18 protein-coding genes are annotated in these 24,776 nt (G+C 67.4%); 10 read left to right on the forward strand and 8 right to left on the reverse strand.

Going from position 1 to position 24,776, the window contains the following annotated elements; genetic code table 11:
- Window positions 1-135: 135 nt before the first annotated feature.
- Genes ADE01S_RS28745 through ADE01S_RS28755 form a run of 3 tightly spaced genes read right to left on the reverse strand, consistent with a single transcriptional unit; the run spans window position 136 to window position 3,483 of the window.
- Window positions 136-1,566 carry a mannose-1-phosphate guanylyltransferase/mannose-6-phosphate isomerase gene (locus ADE01S_RS28745; RefSeq protein ID WP_062685178.1) on the reverse strand — a complete coding sequence of 477 codons (1,431 nt, stop codon included), beginning with the start codon at window positions 1,564-1,566 and terminating at the stop codon, window positions 136-138.
- A 5-nt stretch (window positions 1,567-1,571) separates the two neighbouring features.
- Window positions 1,572-2,084 (reverse strand): GDP-mannose mannosyl hydrolase, encoded by a 513-nt coding sequence (locus tag ADE01S_RS28750; RefSeq protein ID WP_082775916.1) that lies wholly within the window; start codon window positions 2,082-2,084, stop codon window positions 1,572-1,574.
- On the reverse strand, window positions 2,074-3,483 hold the full coding sequence (locus ADE01S_RS28755) for an undecaprenyl-phosphate glucose phosphotransferase (RefSeq protein WP_062685180.1): 1,410 nt from the start codon (window positions 3,481-3,483) through the stop codon (window positions 2,074-2,076). The genes ADE01S_RS28750 and ADE01S_RS28755 overlap by 11 nt, the downstream gene beginning before the upstream one ends.
- A gap of 250 nt (window positions 3,484-3,733) precedes the next feature.
- Between ADE01S_RS28755 and ADE01S_RS28760 the strand changes: the two genes are divergently transcribed.
- From ADE01S_RS28760 to ADE01S_RS28790, 7 genes are all read left to right on the forward strand, one after another.
- Entirely contained in the window at window positions 3,734-4,870 is a 1,137-nt protein-coding gene (locus ADE01S_RS28760; protein WP_062685181.1) for a polysaccharide biosynthesis/export family protein, read from the forward strand.
- Window positions 4,871-4,931: 61 nt separating this feature from the next.
- Complete coding sequence (locus tag ADE01S_RS28765; RefSeq protein WP_062685182.1) at window positions 4,932-7,193, forward strand: GNVR domain-containing protein; 2,262 nt, start codon at window positions 4,932-4,934, stop codon at window positions 7,191-7,193.
- A 20-nt stretch (window positions 7,194-7,213) separates the two neighbouring features.
- Entirely contained in the window at window positions 7,214-8,617 is a 1,404-nt protein-coding gene (locus ADE01S_RS28770; protein WP_062685183.1) for a phosphomannomutase/phosphoglucomutase, read from the forward strand.
- Between the two features lie 13 nt (window positions 8,618-8,630).
- Window positions 8,631-10,298: a glucose-6-phosphate isomerase gene (gene pgi / locus ADE01S_RS28775; protein ID WP_062685184.1), complete on the forward strand. Its 1,668-nt coding sequence runs from the start codon at window positions 8,631-8,633 to the stop codon at window positions 10,296-10,298.
- 14 nt (window positions 10,299-10,312) lie between these two features.
- Window positions 10,313-11,362: a UDP-glucose 4-epimerase GalE gene (gene galE, locus ADE01S_RS28780; RefSeq protein ID WP_062685185.1), complete on the forward strand. Its 1,050-nt coding sequence runs from the start codon at window positions 10,313-10,315 to the stop codon at window positions 11,360-11,362.
- 185 nt (window positions 11,363-11,547) lie between these two features.
- A complete protein-coding gene (epsC, locus tag ADE01S_RS28785; RefSeq protein WP_062685186.1) occupies window positions 11,548-12,495 on the forward strand; it encodes a serine O-acetyltransferase EpsC in 948 nt (315 codons plus the stop codon).
- Window positions 12,496-12,550: 55 nt separating this feature from the next.
- A complete protein-coding gene (locus tag ADE01S_RS28790) occupies window positions 12,551-13,369 on the forward strand; it encodes an NAD-dependent protein deacetylase (protein WP_062685187.1) in 819 nt (272 codons plus the stop codon).
- Window positions 13,370-13,542: 173 nt separating this feature from the next.
- Here the strand turns inward: ADE01S_RS28790 and ADE01S_RS28795 are convergent, their stop codons facing one another.
- From ADE01S_RS28795 to ADE01S_RS28805, 3 genes are all read right to left on the reverse strand, one after another.
- Complete coding sequence (locus ADE01S_RS28795; RefSeq protein WP_062685188.1) at window positions 13,543-14,397, reverse strand: inositol monophosphatase family protein; 855 nt, start codon at window positions 14,395-14,397, stop codon at window positions 13,543-13,545.
- A gap of 118 nt (window positions 14,398-14,515) precedes the next feature.
- A complete protein-coding gene (locus ADE01S_RS28800; RefSeq protein ID WP_062685189.1) occupies window positions 14,516-15,985 on the reverse strand; it encodes an NAD-dependent succinate-semialdehyde dehydrogenase in 1,470 nt (489 codons plus the stop codon).
- A gap of 147 nt (window positions 15,986-16,132) precedes the next feature.
- Window positions 16,133-17,398, reverse strand: coding sequence for a 4-aminobutyrate--2-oxoglutarate transaminase (locus ADE01S_RS28805; protein WP_062685190.1), 1,266 nt, complete (start codon window positions 17,396-17,398; stop codon window positions 16,133-16,135).
- A 100-nt stretch (window positions 17,399-17,498) separates the two neighbouring features.
- Between ADE01S_RS28805 and pdxR the strand changes: the two genes are divergently transcribed.
- Complete coding sequence (pdxR, locus tag ADE01S_RS28810; RefSeq protein WP_367305462.1) at window positions 17,499-19,016, forward strand: MocR-like pyridoxine biosynthesis transcription factor PdxR; 1,518 nt, start codon at window positions 17,499-17,501, stop codon at window positions 19,014-19,016.
- On the opposite strand, the gene ADE01S_RS28815 is transcribed toward pdxR, so the two are convergent.
- A complete protein-coding gene (locus ADE01S_RS28815) occupies window positions 19,013-19,936 on the reverse strand; it encodes a DUF72 domain-containing protein (protein ID WP_062685191.1) in 924 nt (307 codons plus the stop codon). The genes pdxR and ADE01S_RS28815 overlap by 4 nt on opposite strands.
- A 4-nt stretch (window positions 19,937-19,940) precedes the next feature.
- A complete protein-coding gene (locus ADE01S_RS28820; protein WP_062685192.1) occupies window positions 19,941-20,627 on the reverse strand; it encodes a TetR/AcrR family transcriptional regulator in 687 nt (228 codons plus the stop codon).
- A gap of 252 nt (window positions 20,628-20,879) precedes the next feature.
- Between ADE01S_RS28820 and ADE01S_RS28825 the strand changes: the two genes are divergently transcribed.
- Window positions 20,880-23,000, forward strand: coding sequence for a hydantoinase/oxoprolinase family protein (locus tag ADE01S_RS28825; protein ID WP_062685193.1), 2,121 nt, complete (start codon window positions 20,880-20,882; stop codon window positions 22,998-23,000).
- A complete protein-coding gene (locus tag ADE01S_RS28830; RefSeq protein ID WP_062685194.1) occupies window positions 22,997-24,748 on the forward strand; it encodes a hydantoinase B/oxoprolinase family protein in 1,752 nt (583 codons plus the stop codon). Before ADE01S_RS28825 ends, ADE01S_RS28830 begins: the two co-directional genes overlap by 4 nt.
- The last annotated feature ends 28 nt before the right edge of the window (window positions 24,749-24,776 follow it).

A 24,776-nucleotide genomic window follows, 5' to 3' on the forward strand; every position in this document is an offset into this window, starting at 1 on the left:
GCCCCCTCGGGGGGCAGCAAGCGCGCTCCGCGCGCGCAGCGTGGGGGCTCCCCTCCGCCGCCGGGCCGCCCCAAGGCGGGGGGCGCCCCCTCGGGGGGCAGCAAGCGCGCTCCGCGCGCGCAGCGTGGGGGCACCTCACACTCTCCCATACATATCCTGGAATCGAACGATGTCGTCCTCCCCGAGATAGGCCCCCGACTGCACCTCGATGATCTCCAGCGGGATCTTCCCGGGGTTCTCCAGGCTGTGGATCTCGCCCAGCGGGATGTAGGTCGACTGGTTCTCGGTCAGCAGGTATTGCTTGTCGCCGTTGTAGATGCGCGCCGTGCCCGAAACCACGATCCAGTGCTCCGCCCGGTGGTGGTGCATCTGCGAGGACAGGCGCGCCCCGGGTTTCACCGTGATGCGCTTGACCTGGTAGCGCGGGCCCTGGCCCACCGAGTCGTAGGACCCCCAGGGCCGCTGCACCTCGCGGTGGTGGTTGAGTTCGGAGCGGTGCTGGGTCTTGAAGATCTCGACCAGGCGCTTGACGTCCTGCGAGCGCGACTTGTGCGCCACCAGGACGGCGTCGGCCGTTTCGATCACGACGATGTCGTCCAGCCCGACCGAGGCGACCAGCCGGCTGGTCGAATGGATGAGGCAGTTGCGGGAATCCTCCACCATGACGTCGCCCGTGGTGGAGTTGCCCTCCACCGTCTTCTGGGCGATGCCCCAGACCGCGTCCCAGGCGCCCACGTCGCTCCACGAGGCCGACAGCGGGATCACCACGGCGCTGTCGGTGCGCTCCATGATGGCGTAGTCCATCGAATCGCTGGGGCAGGCCTCGAACGAGGGGCCGTCCAGGTGGAAGAGGGCGTTCTCGCCGTGCCCGATGGCCACCGCGGCCTGCACCTGCTCCAGGATCTTGGGGGCCAGCCTGGCCATTTCCGACAGGAAGACCGAGGCCTGGAAGGCGAACATGCCGCTGTTCCAGTAGTAGCCGCCGTCCTCGATGAAGCGCTGCGCCACCTCGGGCGACGGCTTTTCGACGAAACGCTTCACGCGCCGGGCCGGCCCCATGGCGCCGGGCTCGTCGGCCTGGATGTAGCCGTAGCCGCTGAGCGGCGCGGTCGGCGTGATGCCGAAGGTCACCAGCGCGCCCTGCAGCGCCGCCTGGTAGGCCTCGGCGAAGGCGGCCCGCAGGACCTCGCCGTCCTCCAGCACGTGGTCCGAAGGCATGATGAGCATGACCGGGTCTTCCCCGTCCCGCATCGCGCGCAGGGTGGCGGCGGCGATGGCCGGCGCGGTGTTGCGGGCGAATGGTTCCAGGATCACCTCGGCATCCTTGATGCCCAGCTCCAGCGCCTGCTCCGCCGCGATGTAGCGGTGCGCGTCGTTGCACACCAGCGTGGGCCGGTTCTCGGCGCCCGCCGATCCCAGCCGCAGCAGGGTGTTCTGCAGCAGGCTGCGGTCATCGGTCAAACGGATGAACTGCTTCGGCAGCAGTTCGCGCGAGAGCGGCCACAGGCGCGAGCCGGAGCCGCCGCAAAGAATCACTGCCCGGTACGGGGGAGGGGGATTGGTCATGGCGCTCACTCCTTGAAGTAGGCCTGGGTGTACGGGTGCACGCCGGGATCGGCGGCGATGGCCTCCGCGGGTTGCCAGCGGTAGCTGCGGTGCTGGGCCTGGGGCAGGCTTGCGATGTCCAACGGAATTTCGGCCTCGTAGGCGAGGACGACGTAATGGGTGGAGCGGCCGGCTTCGCCGGCGAAATTGGTGCCGTAGAAGTGCTCGTACACGCCCCGCGGCTGCCATGCCTGGTCGGGGACGGGCAGGCCCAGCTCGTCGCGGGCGATGCGGCGCAGCGCGTCGCGCAGGGTTTCGTTCTTGCGGATGCGTCCGCCCGGCACGAACCAGGCGCCCTGCGCGGGCGGATTGGCGCGCAGGCCGGTCAGGTAGCGGCCCGAGCCGTCGCGCAGCAGCAGGTCGATGGAGACCAGGGGCAGCATCTCCACCGCCCGGCGGAAGTCGGCGCCGGCCAGCATGCCGTTCGCGCGCGCGGCCGGGGCCCGCCGCTCCGGCCAGCCCAGGGGTTCAGTAGACATTGCGGCCCGTCCATCCCGAGATTGCCGTGCGGGCGATGATCAGCAGGTCCATCCGGAACGTCCAATGCTGGATGTAGTAGATGTCGTACTCGACCCGGTCGCTCATCTTGCGCAGCGTGTCCGTCTGGCCGCGCAGGCCGTTGACCTGGGCCCAGCCGGTAATGCCCGGCTTGACGCGGTGGCGCATCATGTAGCGCTGCACCAGGTCCTTGTACAGCTCGTTGTGTTCGAGCGCGTGGGGGCGCGGCCCCACTACGGACATGTCGCCCATCAGCACGTTGAGGAACTGGGGCAGCTCGTCCAGGCTGGTGCGCCGCAGGAAGCCGCCGATGCGCGTGACGCGGGTATCGTTGCGGGTCGCCTGCGTGACCACGCCTTGCTCCTGGTGCACCGTCATGGTGCGGAACTTGTAGACGTGGAAGACCTTGCCGTCCACGCCCAGGCGCGGCTGCGTGAAGAACACCGGGCCGCGCGAGGTCGCTTTCACCAGCAGGGCCACGGTCAGCATCAGGGGCGAGAGGCCGATGAGCGCGCAGAAGGCGAAGCTGCGGTCGAACACTTCCTTGGCCAGGCCGCGCACGCCGGCGGCCGGCAGGCTGTTGAGCTGGATGGCGGGCAGGCCCAGGAATTCCCCGATCTGGTGGCCCAGCAGCTGGATGGACATCACGTCGGGAATCCAGCGGATGTCCACCAGGTCATTGCGCAGGTGGTACAGGACCTCGCGCAGTTCCTGGCCGGCCTCCATCGGAAGCACGATCCAGATCTCGCGCACCTTGTTCTCGTTCACGAAGGCATGGAGCTCCTCCAGCTCGTGCAGCCTGCGCACCTGCGGCGGCAGGTTTTCATGGGGTTCGGCGTAGATGCCGGCCACTTCGTAGCCGGTGCCGCGGTAGCGTTCGACGCGGCGCCACAGGTCGTGGCCCAGCGCGCCGAAGCCCACCAGCAGGACGCGCTTGCGATCCAGCCCGCGGTCGCGCGCCGCGCCCAGCGCGGCGTAGACCGCGATGCGCACGCCGGCCAGCGTCAGCGCGGTCATGATGAACCACGTAGCCGCCCATATGCGGGATATCGCGGCGGTCTGGTGCATGAGAAAACTGATGCATATGCCCAGCGCGAACACCATGGCCCACGCGGCCAGGCTGCGAGCCACCAGGTCGGCCAGCCGGCGCCCGCGCCAGGACACATACAGGCGGAAGGCCGGGAAGATGGCGATCACCCCGAGGCCGCAAAGATAGACCAGGAACAGATGGATCTGCGGAGGGTCCGCAAGAGCATCGTCCGAGAATTTCAAGCCGGTGGCAGTCAGACCGCAGGTTATGACGATCGCGGCATCGAGCAAGCGATAGATATAGCTTGCCCCGCTGAATCTTGCCGACGTGTCCGTTTGGGACGGTTCCATCGCGCACTCCTGTTCCGTGGGGAGTCGCTTTCCGGTGAGCGCAAGCAAAGGCCGTGCGGTGCCGCAAAGCGTGTGGCTACCGACGAAATCTTATTGAGTGCCCGCCTCACCCGAAACCTCCAAACGATGTAGGAGAAGGCTTAGGGCATCCGTCGAATGTGCGGGGTCCGGAAAAGGGAGTGGAATGTCGCAACCCGTTACGCATCGGGCTCCTTTCCAAGCAACGAAGTCATTCACAAGTGGATTTGCCATGACTACATTTTTCGGAACGTTGAGCCGAGCCATAGCTGCTATCGCGCTCGTGTCCTCGCTGGGCGCTTGCGCCTTGTCTCCCGGTATGACCTTTGACGCCAATCAGCTGGCCGACCCGCTGGATCCCAATTCGAAGGCCGAGATACGGGAAATCACGCCGAGCCTGGTGCTCGAAGATCAGCGCGCGCGTGAAGCCCTGCTCGACAACGCTGGCGTGGATCGTCTTTATGGCAAGTCCGGGCCGTACATCATCGGGCCGGGAGACATCCTGTCGGTCGTGGTGTGGGACCACCCCGAGCTCGTCCTTCCGACGCAAACCTACGCCATTGGTTCTGGGGTAACCGAACTAGCCATTGGGGACACCGCCTCGGGCATTCCGGGCTATACGGTCTCATCCACTGGATATATCCAATTTCCCTATGCCGGACTGCTGAAAGTGGCGGGGTTGACGGAACTCCAGGCGCGCAATCTCATAGTGAACAGTTCAGGCAAATACATCCAGGATCCGCAAATCACGGTACGCGTCCTGGGATATCGCAGCAAGCGTGTCTACGTCGACGGAGAGGTGACGACGCCGGGCACGGTTGCGATCAACGACATCCCGATGACCCTGCTGGAAGCGATCAACCGGGCCGGAGGCATTCTGCCCACGGGAGACCGCAGCGCAGTGTACGTGATTCGCGACGGACGTCGTACTCGCGTGAACCTGCCGGCGTTGATCGAGCGCGGCCAGGACCTGAACCAGGTGCTGCTGAAGTCGGGCGACATCGTGCGAGTGACGCCGCGCGACGACAGCAAGGTATTCGTGATGGGCGAGGTCACCCTGCCCACCGCGGCAGTGATGCGTGACGGGCGCATGTCGTTGACCGAGGCGCTGGGCTTGGCGGGAGGACCGAACCAGCTCACCTCCAACCCGTCGCAGGTGTTTGTCGTGCGCAGCACGGAGCAGGCGACGCCGCTGGTGTTCCATCTGAACGCCGGCTCGCCGCAGGCTCTGGCGGTGGCGGAGAAGTTTGAGTTGCAACCCAAAGACGTCGTGTTCGTGGATTCGGCCGGCCTGGTGCGGTGGAACCGCTTCATCAGCAATCTGTTCCCGAGCGCGCAAACGGTACAGACCGTGAAAGCCATTGACTAGTTTTTAACCCACGCCTTTGGGGGCGCCGCTACCGCAGCGGCGTCTTCTCTTGGAGAGCTGCATGTCGTTGCCTATCGAATCGTTCGAGCCGTCCGTGCCGGCTCGCCAGCAGGAAACCCCGTTGTCGTCCCATGTGGACGCCATCTTCTCCAACCGGTGGATGATCATCGCGATCACGCTGCTCGCTCTCTTCGGAGCGCTGGCCTACGTGATGGTCACCCCCAAGGTGTTTTCGGCGGACATCATCGTGCAGGTCGAGGAGGAATTGCCGCAGGGGCAGGGCCGCAGCCTGCTCGGCGACGTCTCGACCATGTTCGACACCAAGGCGGAAACCTCGGGGGAAATGGAGGTGCTGCGCTCGCGCATGGTCGTGGGACCCGCCGTCGACAAGTTCCTCCTCTACATCCATGCCAAGCCGCGCTACTTCCCGGTCGTCGGCGAGTGGCTCGCGCAGCGCTACGAAAGCCTGCCGTATCCGTCCAGCCTGCCGCGCGGCGGCTACGCCTGGGGCGGCGAGGCCATCGCGATCTCGCAGCTGGACGTGCCCAACGAATGGCTGGGCAAGCCGTTTCGCGTGACCACGCTGGGAGACGGACGCTACACCCTGAGCGACAAGCTCACCGGCGCCACCTTCAACGGCACGGTGGGCAAGCCGGAGCACTTCCTGCTGCCGGGCGGCGGCGCCATGGACGTGCACATCGATGCGCTGACGGGGCGCCCGGGCACGGAGTTCACGGTATCGCGCAGCTCGCGCCTGGCCGCCATCGAGGACGTGCAGGCGCGGCTGGGGATCTTTGAACGCGGCCGGACGTCGGGCGTGATCGGCGTGACGCTGGAAGGCAACGATCCCGCGCTGACCACCGCGGTGCTGAACCAGATCGGCCAGGAGTACGTGCAGCAGAACGTGAACCGCAAGTCGGCGCAGGCCGAGAAATCGCTGGTCTTCCTCGAACAGCAGCTGCCGGTGCTCAAGGGCGAACTGGATGCGGCCGAGACCAAGTACAACACGCTGCGCAACAAGCGCGGCACCATCGACCTGAGCGAAGAGGCCAAGCTGATCCTCGCCCAGTCGGTGGATGCGCAGACCAAGGTGATGGAACTGCGTTCCAAGCGGCAGGAAATGATCACGCGCTTCGCGCCGACCCACCCGAGCATCGTGGCGCTGGACCGCCAGATCGCCGGCCTGACCGGCGACGTAAACCGCATCGGCAACAACATCCGTCAACTGCCCGACCTCGAACAGGACGTGGTGCGCCTGGTGCGCGACGTGCGCGTCAACACCGAGCTCTACACGGCGCTGCTCAACAACGCCCAGCAACTGCGCCTGATCCGCGCCGGCAAGGTGGGCAACGTGCGCATCCTGGACGCCGCGGTCCAGCCCGACAAGCCCGTGCGCCCCAAGGCCGCGATCATCATCGGCGTGGCGACCGCCTTCGGCCTGATCTTCGGCATGCTGTGCGCCTTCGTGCGCAACGCCCTGTTCGGCGGCCTGTCCGAGCCGGACGACGTCGAGCGCCATACCGGATTGCCGGTGCTGGCGGCGATTCCGTACAGCGACATGCAGGACAAGCTCTGGCGGCGTAGCCGTCGCAAGAACGCCTCGGTGCCCGCGCTGCTCGCGCAGAGCCAGGGCAACGCGCCGCCCATCGAAAGCCTGCGATCTTTCCGCAACGTGCTGCAGGCCTCGCTGCGCCAGTCGGCCAACAACATGGTCATGTTCACGGGGCCGGTGGCGGGAGTGGGCAAGTCCTTCCTGTCGGCGAACTTCGCCTTCATCCAGGGCGGGGTGGGCAAGCGCGTGCTGCTGATCGACGCCGACTTCCGCAAGGGCCAGCTGAACCGCTACTTTGGCGTGCCCAAGGAAGACGGCCTGTTCGAAGTGCTGTCGGGCACCATCCCGCTCAGCCGGGTCCGCAAGCACAGCGTGTCCGAGGGCGTGGACTTCATCGCCACGGGCGCGGTCACTTTCGATCCCTCCGAGCTGCTGGCCTCGCCCGTGTTCGGCGAGACCCTGCGCGAGCTGGCGTCCCAGTACGACATGGTGATCCTCGACACGGCGCCCGTGCTGTCGTCGCCGGATGCCGCCGTGGTCGGCACGCATGCTGCCGCGGTCATGGTGGTGGTGCGCTCCGGCATGAACACGGTGGGCGAGATCCGCGAAACGGCCAAACGGCTGATCCAGGCCGGCGCGCCCGTGGACGGCGTGCTGTTCAACGGCCTCAAGCTCCTTCCGGAACGCTTCGGCTTCCGGTCCAAGTATGGCAATTACCGCTATTCCCGCGCGGCGTATTACGGCGATTTCAAACAGAACGGCCCTAAATAACGCCACCCGGAGAAAATGGCATGCACGGAACATTTGGCTGGGATACCCCGCAAATTCTGGATGCGGTTTTCAAGGCTTATGACATACGCGGCACGGTGCCGGACGAAATCGACGCGCGCTTCGCGCACAGCCTGGGCATGGCAGCGGGGACCCGGGCGCGCGAACTGGGGGCGCGGTCGATGGTGGTGGGGCGCGACGGCAGGCTGAGCAGCGTGGAGCTGGCGGCCGCGCTGCAAGCCGGCCTGCGCTCGGCCGGCATGCACGTCATCGATATCGGGATGGCGACGACACCGATGGTGTACTTCGCGACCCGGCTGATGGACACGGGGTCGGGGATCGCGGTCACCGGCAGCCACAATCCGCCGGCGCACAACGGCTTCAAGATCGTGCTGGACGGCGCCTCGCTGTACGGCGAGGGCATTACCGCGCTGCGCGACGCGATGCGCCTGCCGATCGAATCGGCCGGCGTGGCGGGGGGGCGCACGCAGATGCAGATCCTGCCGTGCTACGCGGCGCGGCTGATGGGCGATATCCGCATGGCGCGCCCCATGAAGATCGCGATCGATTGCGGCAACGGGGTGGCAGGCGCCGTGGCGCCGTCGCTGTTCCGCGCGCTCGGCTGCGAAGTGACCGAACTGTTCTGCGAGGTCGACGGCACGTTCCCCGCCCACCACCCGGACCCGGCGGATCCGCAGAACCTGCAGGACCTGATCTATTGCCTGCGCTATTCCGACTGCGAGGTCGGCCTGGCGTTCGACGGCGACGGCGACCGGCTCGGCGTGGTGACGAAGTCCGGCCAGATCATCTGGCCCGACCGCCAGCTGATCCTGTTCGCGCGCGACGTGCTGTCGCGCAATCCGGGCGCGGAGATCCTCTATGACGTCAAATGCAGCCGCCATGTGGCGCGCGCGATCACCGAGGCCGGCGGCAAGCCCACGATGTGCAGGACCGGGCATTCGCTGATCAAGGCCAGGATGCGCGAAACCGGGGCGCTGCTGGCCGGCGAGATGAGCGGCCACATTTTCTTCAAAGAGCGCTGGTACGGCTTCGACGACGGCATCTACGCCGCCGCGCGCCTGCTGGAGATCCTGTCGGCCGCGCCGGACCCTTCCGCGCTGCTGGAGAACCTTCCGCAATCCTGCGCCACGCCGGAAATCAAGCTGGGAACCGCCGAGGGCGAGCAGTTCGACCTGGTGGAGGCGCTGCGGGCGCAAGGGGAATTCCCCGGCGCAGTCTCCATCAGCAATCTGGACGGCGTCCGGGTGGACTACGCCGACGGCTTCGGCCTGGCGCGTCCGTCCAACACCACACCGACGGTGGTATTGCGTTTCGAGGGGGACACCGTGGCCGCTCTGGCCCGAATCGAGGAGGACTTCCGCAACGCGTTCCGGCGCATTGCCCCTCATGTTCGTTTACCGTTTTAAGGAGCATCACGCGATGGGAAAGGCCAAATATGCGATTGAGGCGTTGAGGGCGAATTCCGGGCTGGCGGACAGCCCGGAATGGCAGGCGTTTGCGCAGGCCGCGCAAGGCGCCGAGCTGGACGCCGGCGCGCTGAAGGTCATCGAGGCGGCGGGTCTGTGCGTGGACCTGACGATGCAGCGGCAATCGCCGGCGCTGGACGCCGCGGCGTTGTCGTTGCTGCAGGCGCGCGGCCTGGCGGACGCGCGGCGCGCGCTGTTCGCGGGCGACCCGGTCAACTGGACCGAAGGCAAGCCGGCCTGGCATACGGCGCTGCGCGCCGGGCGCACCCGCGAACAGCCGGACGGGCAGGACGCGGACTCGGTGTGCGAGCACTCGCGCATGACGGACTTCGTCCGCAAGGTGGATCAGACCGCCGACTTCTCCACGGTGCTGCACATCGGCATCGGCGGCAGCGATTGGGGCCCGCGCCTGGCGATCCAGGCTTTCGGCGGGCCCTCGCAGCGCCGGCAGATCCGCTTCGTGTCCAACATCGACGGGCACGCCTTCCACGATGCCGTGGCCGGCCTGGATCCGCGCCGCTGCCTGGTGGTGGTGTCGTCCAAGTCCTTCACCACGGCCGAGACGCTGCACAATGCGCGCGCCGCCATCGCCTGGCTCAAGCACGGCGGCGTGGCCGACGTGTCGGAACACCTGGCCGCGGTCACGGCCAATCCGTCGGCCGCGCGCGCGCTGGGCGTGCCGGCCAGCCAGGTCTTCAAGATGTGCGACTGGGTGGGGGGGCGCTACTCGGTGTGGTCGGTCGCGGGCCTGTCCATCGCGCTGACGGTGGGCGCCGACGTGCTGATCGGCATGCGCGCCGGCGCCGAGGCCATGGACCAGCATTTCCAGCAGGCGCCGTTCGCCTCCAACGCGCCGGTTCAACTGGCCCTGTCCGGGCTGGTGAATTGCAGCGTGCTTGGGCACAACTCCCTGAACATCGCCGCCTACAGCGCGCGCCTGCTGCACCTGGTCACCTACCTCCAGCAGCTGGAGATGGAATCGCTGGGCAAGCGGGTCGCGGGCGACGGCGCGGCGGTGGGCGTGCCCACCGCGCCCATCATCTGGGGCATGCCGGGCACCGACGGCCAGCACACCTTCTTCCAGTGGCTGCACCAGAGCGAGGACGGCGCGCCGGTGGACTTCATCGCCAGCCTGCAAGGGCATGCCGACAGCCCCGACGCCCATCGTATGCTGCTGGCCAACTGCCTGGCGCAGCGCCAGGCCCTGCTGCGCGGCAAGTGCCTGGAGCAGGCGCTGCTGGACGTGGCGCACATCGACGACCAGGAGCGCGCGCTGAGCCTGGCGCAGCACATGGTGCATCCGGGCGGGCGCCCGTCCACCCTGATCGTGCTGCGCCAGCTGGACCCGCGCGGGCTCGGCGCGCTGCTGGCGCTGTACGAGCACAAGGTGTTCGTGCAGAGCGTGGTGTGGGGCATCAATCCCTTCGACCAGTGGGGCGTGGAGCTGGGCAAGCGCCTGGCCACGGGCATCGAGCGCGAACTGGCGGTGCCGGTGTCGGCCGGCCTGGTGGATTGGGGGCATGACGCCTCCACCTCGTACTGGATCGACCGCTACCGCAGCCATGCGCAGGCTCCGCGTCCGCGCCATGCCTGGGTGCCGGGCGTGGCCGCCCATCTGTGAGGGGAGCCCAGTCCATGCCGGACCTGCATGTATTGGTGACGGGCGGCGCCGGCTACATCGGCACGCACACGCTGGTGGCGATGCTGGCCGCCGGCCAGCGGCCGCTGGTGCTGGATGATTTCAGCAACGGCAGCCGCGAGGCCGTGCGCCGGGTCGAGCGCCTGTGCGGAACCGAGATCCCGCTGGTGGAAGGGGACATCCGCAGCCCGGGCATGGTCGCGTCGGTGCTGGCCGCCTCGGCGGCGCGCGGCGCGCCGGTGGAGGCGGTCCTGCACCTGGCCGGCAGCAAGGCGGTGGGCGAGTCGGTCGCGGACCCGCTCAAGTACTACGACAACAACGTGGGCGGCTCGATGGCGCTGCTGCGCGCGATGCGCGAGGCGGGCGTGAGGCGGCTGGTATTCAGTTCCTCCGCGACCGTCTATGGCGAGCCGCAGTACCTGCCGTTCACTGAGGCGCATCCGCTGGCGCCCACCAATCCCTATGGCCGCAGCAAGCGCATGGTCGAGGACATGCTGCGCGACCTGTGCGCGGCCGATCCCGCGTTCAGCGCCGTCACGCTGCGCTACTTCAACCCCATCGGGGCGCACGAAAGCGGACAGATCGGCGAAAGCCCGCGCGACACCCCGAACAACCTGTTCCCGTTCATCACCCAGGTGGCGGTGGGGCGCCAGCCCTGCCTGCGCGTCTTCGGCGACGATTACGACACCGTCGACGGCACGGGAGTGCGCGACTACCTGCACGTCATGGACCTGGCGCAGGGCCATGTGCGGGCGCTGGCGTATTCGGCGGACCATCCCGGCTTCGTGGCGGTCAACCTGGGCACGGGGCAGGGCACCAGCGTGCTGGAGCTGGTGCGCGCCTTCGAGCGCGTCAACGGCTGCCGGATCCCGCTGCTGGCCCAGCCCCGGCGCCCCGGCGACATCGAAAGGATGTGGGCCGACCCGGCGCTGGCGGCGTCCCTGCTGGGCTGGCGCAGCACGCACGACGTGGACGCCATGTGCGCGGACGGCTGGCGCTGGCAACAGGGGAACCCGCAGGGCTACGAGCCGGACGCTGGCGCATAAACCCCTACGGCGTGTCGGAAGGGTTCCGCGAAATCGGCGCGAGCGGTTACAGTTGACGGGAATATTGCGAAGCAGCATTGCCCGGCGGCCCGGCCGCCGGGACGATACACCGTCAGCGAGGCACCTCCCATGTTCGAATTCAATCCGTATGCCGGCGCGGCCGGCGCCCGTCCGGAGTCCCTCCAATGAGCGGGCCCACCTACATCGCGCCGGCCCACTGGAACCTGGACAGCATCGTGTCCGGCCTGCGCGAGGCGCGCGTCGCCTGGCGCGGCCCGCGCGGCCGCCTGCGCGAAGACGCGGGCCTGCGCGAGTTCCCGTCCCAGGAAAGCCTGCGCCAGATCATCAAGGATCTCTGCGGCGCCTTGTTCCCGATGCGCCTGGGCCCGATCGATCTGCGCGAGGAAGTCGAGGACTTCTACGTTGGCCACACCATCGGCGCCGCGCTGGACGCGCTGCTGCACCAGGTCTGTCTGGAGCTGCAGTACGTGGGCCGTCCCGAGCAGGTCGCGTCCTCGGGCACGCGTCAGCGCGCCATCGACATCGTGCGCGAATTCGGCGCCGAGCTGCCGCGCGTGCGCGCCGCGCTGGACCTGGACGTCACCGCCGCCTATCAGGGAGACCCGGCCGCGCACAGCGTGGACGAGGTGCTGCTGTGCTATCCGGGCGTCTCGGCGATGATCCACCACCGCCTGGCCAACGTCCTGTACCGCCTGGGCGTGCCGATGCTGGCGCGCATGGTGGCGGAGATCGCGCACGCCGATACCGGCATCGACATCCATCCCGGCGCCACCATCGGCAGCAGCTTCTTCATCGACCACGGCACCGGCGTGGTGATCGGCGAAACCGCCATCATCGGCGACCGCGTCCGCCTCTACCAGATGGTCACCCTGGGCGCCAAGCGCTTCCCGCCGGGCGAAAACGGCGAGCTGAAGAAGGGCCTGGCGCGCCACCCCTTGATCGAGGACGACGTCGTGATCTACGCTGGCGCCACGATTCTCGGCCGCGTCACGATCGGCAAGGGCTCGACCATCGGCGGCAACGTCTGGCTCACGCGCAGCGTGCCGCCGGGCAGCAACGTGACCCAGGCCAGCCTGGTCAGCGACATGCCCGACTGCGGTCTGGGCGGCTGAACGCCATTTTCCGCCAGCGCCGCCCCGCCCGGGGCGGCGGCAATTTGGAGTCAGGATGGACACACGAGTCTCGGATCTGGCCGCGCTGCGCGGTTTCGTCGACCGCCACCCGCGGCTGTTCGTGCTGACGGGGGCGGGCGTCAGCACCGATTCCGGGATTCCCGACTACCGCGACACCGAAGGCGAATGGAAGCGCAAGCCGCCCATGACGCTGCAGACCTTCATGGGCGGCGAGCCGGCCCGCGCGCGCTACTGGGCGCGCAGCATGGTGGGCTGGCGCCGCTTCGGCCACGTGCGGCCCAATGCCTCGCACCGGGCGCTGGCCCGGCTGGAATCGCAGGGCCGCGTCGGCCTGTTGGTCACGCAGAACGTGGACGGCCTGCATGAAGCCGCGGGCAGCCGGGAGGTCGTCGACCTGCATGGCAGGCTGGACCAGGTGCGCTGCATGGCCTGCGACTGGCGCGGCGACCGCCACGCCTGGCAGGAGGCTTTGCAGGACGCGAACCCGGACTGGACGCAGCTGGACGCCAGCGACGCGCCCGACGGCGACGCCGACCTCGACGGCCTGGACTTCACGCGGTTCCGCGTGCCGCCCTGTCCGCGCTGCGGCGGGGTGGTGAAGCCGGACGTGGTCTTCTTCGGCGAGACGGTGCCGCGCGAGCGCGTGGACCGCGCCAACGCCGGCCTCATGAGCGCCGACGCGGTGCTGGTGCTGGGGTCGTCCCTGATGGTGTATTCCGGCTACCGTTTCGTAACGGCCGCCTCGCGCAACGGCATGCCGATAGCGGCGGTCAACCTGGGCCGCACCCGCGCCGACAACATGCTGACCCTGAAAGTGGAACTGCCCTGCGCAGTGGCGCTGGACGCCCTATAGGGGGGACGGAACCGCCGCCGGCGGACGGCAGGTTTTTGACCGGTTTAACCAAGTGCTTGCCCCGCAAGGTTTTTTTTCCGCTGTTACAGACCTTTCCATAGGGTTGTCCACAGGAACTGGGGATAACTCCTAGGGATAACCCCGATTTTTCGACCCGGCGCGTGGGCAGTCTGTCAAGTCTGGGCGGTGTCCGCAGCGTCCCCCATCAGCGCCTTGCGCGCCGCGTGCCAGCTGCCGGCGTCCGGCGCGTACAGCAGGCCGCCGCTGCGGTGGGTGGGCTTGTAGGGGGAGCCGTCGAAGTGCGCCGAGTAGCCGCCGGCTTCGCGGTGCAGCAGCCAGCCCGCGGCGTGGTCCCAGGCCGTCAGCTGGTTGTAGAGCGCCACGTGGCAGTGGCCGGCGGCCAGCGTGCGGTATTCGTGCGCGGCGCAGCGCAGCGAGGCGGTGCTGGCCAGGCGCGAGAGGTTGCCGTTGACCGCGGTGCGCATGGGTTCGGGCAGGGCGCCCGTGGCGATGAAGCCGTCCATGTCTTCGGGCGGGGCGGGGCTGGCCACCGCCAGCGGAACCTGGCGGCCGCTTTCGTATTCCATCCAGGCGCCTTCGCCGCGCAGGGCCAGCGCGCTGTCGCGGTTCAGCGGATCGTAGATGACGCCGGCGATCACGTCGCCACGATGGCAGGCCGCGATCATCATGCCGAACAGGGGCAGGCCGGCCACGTAGTTGCGGGTGCCGTCGATGGGGTCGATCAGGAAGGCCAGGTCGGCATCGACCAGCATGTTCAGCAGGGCGGGATTGCGGGCGGAAGCCTCTTCGCCGATCAGCACGGCGCCCGGGTGCAGCTTGGAGAGGCGCGCGGCGATGAGGCGCTCGGCGGCCTCGTCGGCGTCGGTCACGAGGTCGCGCGGAGAGCTCTTGCCACGCACCGTGCCTTCCGGCAGGTTGCGAAAGCGCGGCATGACTTCCGTCTGCGCCGTTTCGGCCAGAATGGCCGCAAGCCGGCGGGTGTCCTCGCGGGTAAAGGTTCTGCTCATACGGGCTCGTTCATCCAGGGAACGCGCAAATCTACCACGCCTGATCGCGCCGCCGGATGTCAGGTCCCGCCGACGGACACCCGCGCGGCTGGGCGCGGGTGTCCGTCGGCCGGGGGACTCAGGCGCCCAGGTCGACGCAGAGGTACTTGATTTCGAGGTATTCCTCGATGCCGTACTTCGAGCCTTCGCGCCCCAGGCCGGACTGCTTCACGCCGCCGAACGGGCCGACTTCGTTGGAGATGATGCCGGTGTTGATGCCGACGATGCCGTACTCCAGCGCTTCCGACACGCGCCAGATGCGGGCATAGTCGCGGGTGAAGAAGTAAGCGGCCAGGCCGAAGATGGTGTCGTTGGCCATGCCGATGACTTCCTCTTCCGATTCGAAGCGGAACAGCGGGGCCACCGGGCCGAAGGTCTCTTCGGTCGCGAAGCGCATCGACTGGGTCACGTCGCGCACCACGGTCGGCTCGAAGAACGTGCCGCCCAGCGCATGCGGCTTGCCGCCGGCGATGACCTTGGCGCCGTGCGCGGTGGCGTCGGCGATGTGCTCCTGCACCTTTTCCACGGCGCTGCTGTCGATCAGCGGGCCTTGCGTCACGCCGTCGCCGAAGCCGTCGCCCACCTTCATGGCTTCGACCTTGGCCACCAGGCGCTTGGCGATCTCTTCATACACGCCGGCCTGCACGTAGATGCGGTTGGCGCAGACGCAGGTCTGGCCGGCATTGCGGTACTTCGAGGCCAGGATGCCGTCCACGGCGCGATCCAGGTCGGCGTCGTCGAACACGATGAAGGGCGCGTTGCCGCCCAGTTCCAGCGACAGCTTCTTGATGGTGGGCGCGCATTGTTCCATCAGGGTGCGGCCGACTTCGGTGGACCCCGTGAAGCTCAGCTTGCGCACCACGTCGCTTTCGCACAGCGCGCCGCCGATTTCACGCGAGCTGCCGGTGATGACGTGGAACACGCCGGCGGGCACGCCCGCTTCCTCGGCCAGCACGGCCAGCGCCAGGGCGGTCAGCGGCGTCTGCTGGGCGGGTTTGACCACCATGGTGCAGCCGGCGGCCAGCGCCGGACCGACCTTGCGGGTGATCATCGCGGCGGGGAAGTTCCACGGCGTGATGGCGGCGGTGACACCGATGGGCTGCTTGAGCGCCATCAGGCGCTGGCCGGCCTTGGGGCTTTGCAGGATGTCGCCGTCGATGCGCTTGGCTTCCTCGGCGAACCACTCCAGGAACGAGGCGGCGTAGGCGATTTCGCCGGCGGCTTCGGTCACGGGCTTGCCCTGTTCGGAGGTCATGATGGCGGCCAGGTCGCGCTGGTGCTGGAGCATCAGCTGCGCCCACTTCAGCAGGATCGCGGCGCGTTCCTTGCCGGTCTTGGCGCTCCAGGCGGGCAGGGCGGCCTGCGCGCTGGCGATGGCCTGCTCGGTTTCCCTGCGGCCGAATTTCGGCACCGACACGATGGTCTTGCCGGTGGAGGGGTTGTTCACGGGGATGGCGGCGCCGTCGCCGGCGCCCACCCACTTGCCGTCGATGTAGCAGGCGTCGCGCAGCAGGTCGCGGCGCGCGAGGGGTTGGGTCAATGCAGTCATTGTTGCAAACTCCTTGAATGGAATGCGGTCGGCCAGGAAACGCTTGCGGGCGTCGCGGAAGGTCCGGCTCGATGGTCGAACCGGAAACCGCTACGCCCGCAATGGTTGTGCCTGCCCGTCCGGAAATCGGATGTCAGGCCCCGCTCGTCAGGCGGCCAGGACCTCGGACAGGATGGCCAGCGCGCGATCGAACTGGGCGTCGGGAATGGTCAAGGGATACAGGAACCGCAGCACGTTGCCGTACACACCGCAGCTTAGCAAAATCAGGCCCTTTTCGATGGCGCGGGCTTGAACGCGCTTGACCGCTTCCGCGTCCGGCTTGCCGGTGGCGGCATCGTTCAGTTCCAGGGCGACCATCGAACCCAGGCCGCGCACGTCGGCGATGCCCGGCACCTTGGCGCGCAGGCCTTCCAGGTGGGCGCGCAGCTTGTCGCCCAGCTGGGTGGCGCGTTCGCACAGCTTTTCCTCGGCGATCACGTCCAGCACGGCATGCGCGGCGGCCACGGCCAGGGGGTTGCCGGCGTAGGTGCCGCCCAGGCCGCCCGCGGCCGGGCCGTCCATGATCTCGGCGCGGCCGACCACGCCCGAGATCGGGAAGCCGCCGCCCAGGCTCTTGGCCATGGTGATCAGGTCGGCCTGGACCGAGTGGTGCTCCATCGCGAACAGCTTGCCGGTGCGGCCGAAGCCGGTCTGCACTTCGTCGGCGATCAGCAGGATGCCGTGCTCGTCGCAGACCTTGCGCAGCGCCGTCATCAGTTCGGGCGGGGTGATGTTGAAGCCGCCTTCGCCCTGCACGGGCTCGATGATGATCGCGGCCACGCGCTTGGGATCGATGTCGCACTTGAACAGCAGGTCCAGCGCCTTGAGCGAATCCGCCACGGTGATGGACTGCGTGGCGTTGGGGAACGGCACGTGGTAGATGTCGCCCGGCATCGGGCCGAACGACAGCTTGTAGGGGGCGACCTTGCCGGTCAGCGCCATGCCCAGCATGGTGCGGCCGTGGAACGAGCCGGAAAACGCGATCACGCCCGAGCGGCCGGTGGCCGAGCGCGCGATCTTGACGGCGTTCTCCACGGCTTCCACGCCGGTGGTGAAGAAGGCGCTCTTTTTCAGGCCGTCGATCGGGGCCAGGCGGTTGATGCGCTCGGCCAGCGAGACGTAGCCTTCGTACGGCACGATCTGGTAGGCCGTGTGCGTGAAGTTGTCGAGCTGCGCGGAGACGGCGGCCTTGATCTTCGGATGCAGGTGGCCGGTGTTCAGGACGGCGATGCCGCCCGCGAAATCGATGTATTCCTTGCCGTCGGCGTCCCACAGCGTGGCGTTTTCGGCGCGCACCGCGTAGAAGTCGCACATGACGCCGACGCCGCGCGGCGTGGCCAGGGAACGGCGGGTATTCAGGTCCTGATTCTTCATCTCAGCCTCGTAGAGCATGATGGGCGGTAAGTAACCCCCCTATTTAATGCTACGATGGCTCCATTTGTGGGAACCACTTTAATAAATCAGGTAGAACCAATTGCGTTCCATCGTTGGTGACTTGCTCCTGCTGCGCCTGGCCGACGGGTCCGGCGAGCCGATGAACAAGCGCTTGTACCAAGGTATCCGGGAAGCCATCCTGGACGGCGCCATCGCCGCCGACTCGCGCCTGCCCGCCACGCGCGACCTGGCGGCCGAGCTCGGCATCGCCCGCAATACCGTGGTGCACGTCTACAGCCAGCTCCTGGCCGAGGGCTACACCCGCAGCCGGCAGGGCAACGGCACTTTCGTCAATGCGTCCGTCCCGGATTCTTACCTGGCCAGCGGCCGGCGCCGGCGCCAGCCGCCGCCGCCCCAGCCGCGCCCGGCGCTGTCGCCGCGCGGCGCGGCCATCGTCGACGGCGTGTCGGCCTCGCCCTACCAGTGGGGCGCCTTTATGCCCGGCGTGCCCGACCTGACCGAGTTCCCGCACAAGAAATTCGGCCGCATCTTCAGCAGCCTGTGGCGCAATCCCTCGCCGGACCTGCTCACCTACGCCTATGGCGGCGGCCTGCCGGCGCTGCGCGAGGCGCTGGCGCAGCACCTGGCGCTGACCCGCTCCATCGATTGCGACCCCGAGCAGATCATCATTACCGAGGGCTCGCACCAGGCCATCGACCTGACCGCCCGCATTCTGGGCGAGGCGGGCGAGACCGCCTGGGTCGAGGATCCGGGCTACTGGGGCGCTCGCACCATCCTGCAGGCCAACGGCCTGCACACGGTGCACCTGCCGGTGGACGAAGAGGGCATGCGCCTGCCCGACACCGTCGGCACGCCGCCGCGCTTCATCTTCGTCACGCCCTCGCACCAGTATCCGCTCGGCCCGGTCATGTCGCTGGCCCGCAGGCGCCAGCTGCTGGCGGTGGCGCGCCAGAGCGGCAGCTGGATCATCGAGGACGACTACGACAGCGAATTCCGCTTCTCCGGCCGGCCCATCGCGTCGCTGCTGGGTCTGGAGCCGGACGCGCCCGTCATCTACATGGGCACCTTCAGCAAGACCCTGTATCCGGGCCTGCGCGTGGGCTACCTGGTGCTGCCCAAGGCCCTGACGGCCGCGTTCCAGGCCGCGCACGCCGAGCTCTACCGCGAAGGCCACCTGATGACCCACGCGGCGCTGGCCACCTTCATTTCCGAAGGGCACTACGCGGCCCACATCCGCCGCATGCGCATGCTGTACGGGCGTCGCCGCGCCATGCTCGTGAACCTGATCGAACGGCGGCTCGGGCCGGACTGGCTGCACCGCGACGCCAGCATGGCGGGCCTGCATCTGGTGCTGACCCTGCCGCCGGACATGGACGATCTGCGCGTGGTGGAGGTGGCGCGCGGCAAGGGCGTGCTGACGCGCGCGCTGTCGCGCTACTACGTCAACGACGAGGGGCGCCGGCCCGGGCTGCTGCTGGGCTACGCCTGCGTGCCCGAGAACGAAATCGCCCGCAAGTTCGAAGTGCTGCTGGAAAGCCTGGCCGAGGTGGCGCGCGCGCCGGCGGCCCTGGCCGTGGCGGGGACAGGCCGGCGCTAGGGCCTGTTCACGCTAACGGAGCCTGGCGCAGGCCCCAGGGCCGCGGCGAAGGCGGCGGCGTTGCGCATGCCCTGGTCTTCGAAGTTGGTGTTGAACACCGCGTGCGCCTGCGCGCTTTGCGCCGCCAGCCGCGTAAAGCGCTCGGCCAGCTCCGCCAGCTCCTGCTCCGTGTATTCGTACTGGAAACGTCCCGAGGACGCCGCGCCCGACGCGTTCCAGGCGGCCTCGTTGCGGCCATGCAGGCGCAGCAGGGTCAGGTCCGGATGCGTGCATTCCCAGACGGCCGGCACGGTGTTGGGATAGCCTTGGGGCGAGTCCACCACGGTGTGCGCCACGCCCAACTCGCGTTCGAACGCCAGCGTATCCGCGGTGGCCGCGGACGTATCGAACCAGCTGCGGTGGCGGAATTCCACCGACACCAGGTGTTCTTCCATGCGCCGCGCGCAATCTGCCACCCGCGCCATGCCGCGCGCATCGCGCCGGATCCAGGGCGGGAACTGGAAATGCACCGCGCCCAGCTTGCCGGGCAGCCGCAGGGGCTCCAGCGCGAGCAGGAACCGGCGCCAGAGTTCGTCGCGCAGGTCCGGCGGCATGCGGTCGTGGTAGATCACGGGTTCGGGCCAGTCGGGCAATTCGCGGCGGATGTCGGCCGGCAGGGCGGACAGCGGCGTCTGGTGCCCGGTGAAGAGGCGGAACGCCTTGATATTGAAGACGAATTCCTCCGGCGTGCGCTGGTCCCAGAGGTAGGCGTTTTCGGCCGAGGGCATGGCGTAGTAGCTGGAATCGATCTCGGCCATGGGAAAGCGCGACGCGTAGAAGCGCAGCCGGGCCTCGGCGCTGCGCGCCTCGGGCGGGTAGAAGCGCCCGCAAGCCAGCAGCGTGGGGTCGGTCCAGGAGGCGGTGCCGGTCAGGAGGCGCATGGATTCACACGGTGGCGCGTGGCGAGCTAGGCTTCGCGTCGCCCAGATCGCACAGATAACTGATGACCATGTCAGGAATGTGCTTCATACGGCTGGCCAGGCGCTCTTTCGTGCCCAGGTCCACGTCCAGCACATAAGACAGCGTATAGCGGTTGGACACGAAGTAGGAACCCAGGCCGGAGATCGACACGTACAGGTCGATCCAGTCGGCGTCCTGGCGGAACACGCCTTGCGCCTTGCCCTTTTCCAGAATGTTGTGCAAGGCGCGGCGCAACGGGTTGAAGATTACCGGGATCACGCGCGATTTCTTGATGTGCACGGCCTTGTGCAGGTTTTCGGTGGCCAGCAGTTGAATGAATTCGGGCTGCTCCACGAAGTGCTGGATCGTTTTTTCCACCAGCGTGCGCATGTCGGCCACGGGGTCGTCGCCGGACAATGCCAATTCGTTCTGCCGTTCGCGCATCGCGCCATACGCGCGTTCCATGACCTGGATGAACAGGTCTTCCTTGCCAGAAAAATAGTGATAGATCAGGTTCTTGCTGACCTTGCAGCGGGCCACGATGGAGTCGATGCGCGCGCCATCGTAGCCGCGCGCCGCGAACTCCTTGAACGCCATGTTCAGGATGCGTTCCTTGGTGGCTTGAGCGTTGCGCGTCTGGACTTTTGTCTCGGGCGTATTTTTGGCTGGCATGGCGGATGCGCTGGACCTTTATTGGGATTGTCGTGCAATAGAAATTCTACTCTCAGCAGTAGCGTACCCCGAACTGAAGACTAGGGGAAAACCATCTGTACAAGCATATTGACACCAGGATCGTCCACTCTCTACGATGCATTTATTGTGCTAACCAGTTAGTTAGTTAGATAAGTGTGTAGATCCGATAAACCGCGGACTCCAGGCCTGCCGACAGCACGGCGTAAGGCTGCCGCGATCAGGGGAGTAACGATGGATACAGCAGTGGCAGGCAAGGCCGGCGTACGCGTGGGATGCGATATCGGGGGCACGTTTACCGATATCGTCATGTCCATGCCGGACGGCCGCATCTTCGTGAACAAGACGTCCACTACGTCGGAAAACCTGGGGCAGGCCATTGTCCAGGGGCTGGGCGCGCTGATAGCCCAGGCTGGCATCCGTCCCGGCGACATCGCAGAAATCGTGCACGGCACCACCACGGCATCCAACACGATCTTGCAGAAGGTCGGCGCCAAAACAGCGGTTCTGACGACGGAAGGCTTTCGCGATGTGCTGGAAATCGGCCGCATCCGCACGCCGACCATGTTCGACCTGGCCTGGCAGAAGCCCGACCCGCTGGTGTCCCGGCGCTACCGGAGGGGCATCCGCGAACGCATCGGCGCCTCCGGCCAGATCGTGACGCCGCTGGAACTGGACGAAGTACGCACCGTGCTAAGGGAGCTGGCCAGCGAGGGCATCGAGTCCATCGCCATCTGTTTCCTGAACAGCTATATCAATCCTGCGCATGAAATCGCCGTGCGCGGCCTGATCGAAACCGAGTTTCCCGACATTCTCGTCACCGCCTCGTGCGACGTGTTGCCCGAGATCAAGGAATACGAGCGTACCAGCACCACGGTGGTCAACGCCTATATCCTACCCGCCATGCGCACCTACCTGGCGCGTTTGAAGGCCGACCTGGCCGACATGGGGGTGACCGCCTCGCTGCAGGTCATGGCCTCCAATGGCGGCATGATGGGGGTGGCGTCGGCCACCCAGCGGCCGGTATTCGCCGTGGCGTCCGGTCCGGCGGGAGGCGTGGCGGGCGCCGCCGTGCTCGGTGCGCTGGGCGGTGAGCACGAGCTCATCGTCTTCGACATGGGCGGCACGACGGCCAAGGCGTCCATCGTGACCGACGGCGTGCCGGCGCTGACGACCGAATACGAGTTTCGTGACGGCATCAGCGCCTCCAGCCGCTTCGTCAAGGGCGGTGGCTACGTGCTGAAGGTGCCCGCCATCGATATCGCCGAGGTCGGCGCGGGCGGAGGGTCCATCGCCAGCATCGACACGGGCGGACTGCTTTGCGTCGGTCCGGAGTCGGCAGGCGCCTGGCCCGGTCCGGCTTGCTACGGCAATGGCAACCCGCGACCCACCGTGACCGACGCCAACATGGTGCTGGGCTACCTGAATCCGCAAGCGCTGGCGGGCGGCAGCCTGAAGGTGGATCCGCGCCTGTCGCGCGAGGCCGTGCGCGAGCACATTGCCGCGCCGCTGCAACTGGACCTAACCCAGGCGGCGCACGGCATCCGCCGCGTCGCCAACGTGAATATGGCCCGCGCCATGCGCGCGGTGACCATCGAACGTGGCCGTGATCCGCGTGACATGACCATGATCGCCTTCGGTGGCGGGGGACCGCTGCATGCCGTCGACGTCGCGCGCCTGCTGGGCGTGAAGCGCGTGATTGCGCCCGTCATGGCGGGCGTGTTCTGCTCGGCCGGCATGCTGTCGGCCGACGCCGAGCATTGCTTTGTGAAGGCGGTGCTGCGCCCCTTGGCCGATTGCGACGGCGCGTCGGTCCAGGCCGCCATCGATGCACTGTGCCGTCAGGGGCGCGAGGTGCTGGGTTCGGAAGGGTATGGCAGCCATGCCGTGGACATCCAGGTCAGCGCCGACCTGCGCTATCTGGGCCAAAGCTCGGAACTGACGGTGCCGCTGGCTGGCGCCTTCGCCGATGCCGCCGTCCGGGCCGCGCTGGCGCGCGACTTCAACGTTATGTACGAACGCACGTTCGGCTACAGCAGCGAAGAGCCGCTGGAACTGGTCAATGTCCGCATTTTCGCCTATGGCCGCAGCGCCCAGCGTCTGGATTTTGCCAAGAGCGGCGTGGACGGCAGCGCGCTCGCGGGTGTCAGCGGCGAACGCTATGTCAGCTTCGACCCGGATACCGAACCCTGCCTGACCCGCCTGATGCCGCGTTCGGAAATGACGGCCAAGCCCCTGTCCGGGCCGCTGATCATCGAATCCTACGACACCACCATCGTCGTGCCGCCCGACGCGCGTGCGTGCGCGGACGCCATCGGCAACATCATTATCGAACTTGTCTCGGAGGCCTTATGAACGCAGTCGACCAGCCGCTTGCCGCGGCGCCCGTCATCGATCCCGTCACGTTTGCCGTCATCAAGAACGCGATGGACGCCATCGTGGACGAGGTTGCCTACACCGTGCTGCGTACCGCCCGGTCGGAGATCGTCAAGGACGTAATGGATTATTCGGCGGCCATCTGCGACCGCGAAGGCCGCATGATCGCACAGGCCAAGACCATCGCGCTGCACCTTGGCGCCATTCCCGAAGCCATGGAAGCCGTGAAGCGGCGCTATGGCTCCGACTTGCGCCCGGGCGATGCCGTGATCCTGAATGATCCCTATGAGGGGGGCATGCACTTGCCGGACATCTTCATGTTCGTGCCGTTCTTCTATCGGGACGAGATCGAAGGCTATTGCGTGGTGATCTGCCATCATACCGACGTGGGCGGCCGCGTGCCGGGCTCCAACGCCAGCGACTCCACCGAGATCTACCAGGAAGGCATCCGCATTCCCGTGGTCAAACTGTACGAAGCGGGACAGGTGAACGATGTGATGGAACGCCTGATCGCCCGCAACGTCCGCGTGCCGGACCGCGTCCTGGGCGATCTGCGCGCGCAGTATGCAGCGGCCAAGGTGGGCGTGCGCGAACTGACCGCGCTGTTCGACCGCTATGGCCGCGAAGGCAGCCGCGCTTACTTCGCCGAACTGCTGGATTATGCCGAGCGCCTGACGCGCGAGGAGATTCGAAGCTGGCCCAAGGGCACGTACCACTTTCTGGACCACATCGACGATGACGGCCTGTCGCCCGAACCGATACCGATCCAGGTGGCGTTGACGGTGCACGAGGACTACGTCAGCGTGGACTACACCGGCACGTCCGAACAGGTGCGAGCGGCCATCAATTCCACCTTGTCCTACACCAAGTCCTGCACCTATCTCAGCGTGCGCTGCGCGCTCAAGGGGGACGTGCCCAATAATGCGGGCGTGTTCCGCTGCGTGGAGATACACGCGCCCGCCGGCTCGGTGTTGAACCCGCGGGAACCGGCCGCCGTCGCCGCGCGCGCGCTGACGGGTTATCGCGTGTTCGACGCCATGCTGGGAGCCTTGGCGCAAGTGGTGCCCGACCGTATCCCGGCGGCGGGCGAGGGCGGCAATACCGTCGTCTGCCTGTCCGGCAAGAACGACGATCACAAGCCGTACATCATTGTGGACATGATTTGCGGCGCCTGGGGCGCCAGGCCCGACAGCGATGGCATCGAGGCCATTACCAACGCCTCGCAGAACCTGTCCAACACGCCGGTCGAGGTGCTGGAAGCGCAGCATCCCGTGCGAGTCGAAGCCTACGAGCTGGAGCCGGACTCCTGCGGCGCGGGGCGCTTTCGCGGCGGATTGGGCATCCGGCGCAGCTACCGCGTGCTGGCCGACAATGTGTTGTTGCAGCTACGCGCCGACCGCATGAAGTTCCGCCCCTATGGACTGGCGGGGGGCACCGCGGCCCGCGCCGCCGTCAACCGGCTGGACCGGGTGGGCGAGCCGCCCAGCCTGCTGCCCAGCAAGGTCAGCATGACGATCGGGCGCGGCGATATGGTCACGCATATCCAGCCTGGGGGCGGCGGCTTTGGCGACGCGGCGTTGCGCGATCCGGCGGCTATCGTTCGCGACGTCTGGAACGGCAAGCTCTCGGCCGGTTACGTGCGGGAGCACTACGGCATGGCCGCGGATGTAGAGTCGGACATTATGGAACGGATAGCCAGCGGCGCTCTGGCCGCAGTCAGCCGATAGCCCGGCTGTGGCACCGGCGGCTCGGGCC

It is taken from the genome of Achromobacter denitrificans NBRC 15125, from assembly GCF_001571365.1.
Lineage (GTDB): Bacteria > Pseudomonadota > Gammaproteobacteria > Burkholderiales > Burkholderiaceae_B > Achromobacter > Achromobacter denitrificans.

What these genes read in the sequence shown, in the direction of transcription:
- ADE01S_RS28745 (WP_062685178.1), bottom strand. Translation starts at nt 1,566, where the DNA reads ATGACCAATCCCCCTCCCCCGTACCGGGCAGTGATTCTTTGCGGCGGC.
- ADE01S_RS28750 (WP_082775916.1), bottom strand. Translation starts at nt 2,084, where the DNA reads ATGTCTACTGAACCCCTGGGCTGGCCGGAGCGGCGGGCCCCGGCCGCG.
- ADE01S_RS28755 (WP_062685180.1), bottom strand. Translation starts at nt 3,483, where the DNA reads ATGGAACCGTCCCAAACGGACACGTCGGCAAGATTCAGCGGGGCAAGC.
- ADE01S_RS28760 (WP_062685181.1), top strand. Translation starts at nt 3,734, where the DNA reads ATGACTACATTTTTCGGAACGTTGAGCCGAGCCATAGCTGCTATCGCG.
- ADE01S_RS28765 (WP_062685182.1), top strand. Translation starts at nt 4,932, where the DNA reads ATGTCGTTGCCTATCGAATCGTTCGAGCCGTCCGTGCCGGCTCGCCAG.
- ADE01S_RS28770 (WP_062685183.1), top strand. Translation starts at nt 7,214, where the DNA reads ATGCACGGAACATTTGGCTGGGATACCCCGCAAATTCTGGATGCGGTT.
- pgi (WP_062685184.1), top strand. Translation starts at nt 8,631, where the DNA reads ATGGGAAAGGCCAAATATGCGATTGAGGCGTTGAGGGCGAATTCCGGG.
- galE (WP_062685185.1), top strand. Translation starts at nt 10,313, where the DNA reads ATGCCGGACCTGCATGTATTGGTGACGGGCGGCGCCGGCTACATCGGC.
- epsC (WP_062685186.1), top strand. Translation starts at nt 11,548, where the DNA reads ATGAGCGGGCCCACCTACATCGCGCCGGCCCACTGGAACCTGGACAGC.
- ADE01S_RS28790 (WP_062685187.1), top strand. Translation starts at nt 12,551, where the DNA reads ATGGACACACGAGTCTCGGATCTGGCCGCGCTGCGCGGTTTCGTCGAC.
- ADE01S_RS28795 (WP_062685188.1), bottom strand. Translation starts at nt 14,397, where the DNA reads ATGAGCAGAACCTTTACCCGCGAGGACACCCGCCGGCTTGCGGCCATT.
- ADE01S_RS28800 (WP_062685189.1), bottom strand. Translation starts at nt 15,985, where the DNA reads ATGACTGCATTGACCCAACCCCTCGCGCGCCGCGACCTGCTGCGCGAC.
- ADE01S_RS28805 (WP_062685190.1), bottom strand. Translation starts at nt 17,398, where the DNA reads ATGAAGAATCAGGACCTGAATACCCGCCGTTCCCTGGCCACGCCGCGC.
- ADE01S_RS28815 (WP_062685191.1), bottom strand. Translation starts at nt 19,936, where the DNA reads ATGCGCCTCCTGACCGGCACCGCCTCCTGGACCGACCCCACGCTGCTG.
- ADE01S_RS28820 (WP_062685192.1), bottom strand. Translation starts at nt 20,627, where the DNA reads ATGCCAGCCAAAAATACGCCCGAGACAAAAGTCCAGACGCGCAACGCT.
- ADE01S_RS28825 (WP_062685193.1), top strand. Translation starts at nt 20,880, where the DNA reads ATGGATACAGCAGTGGCAGGCAAGGCCGGCGTACGCGTGGGATGCGAT.
- ADE01S_RS28830 (WP_062685194.1), top strand. Translation starts at nt 22,997, where the DNA reads ATGAACGCAGTCGACCAGCCGCTTGCCGCGGCGCCCGTCATCGATCCC.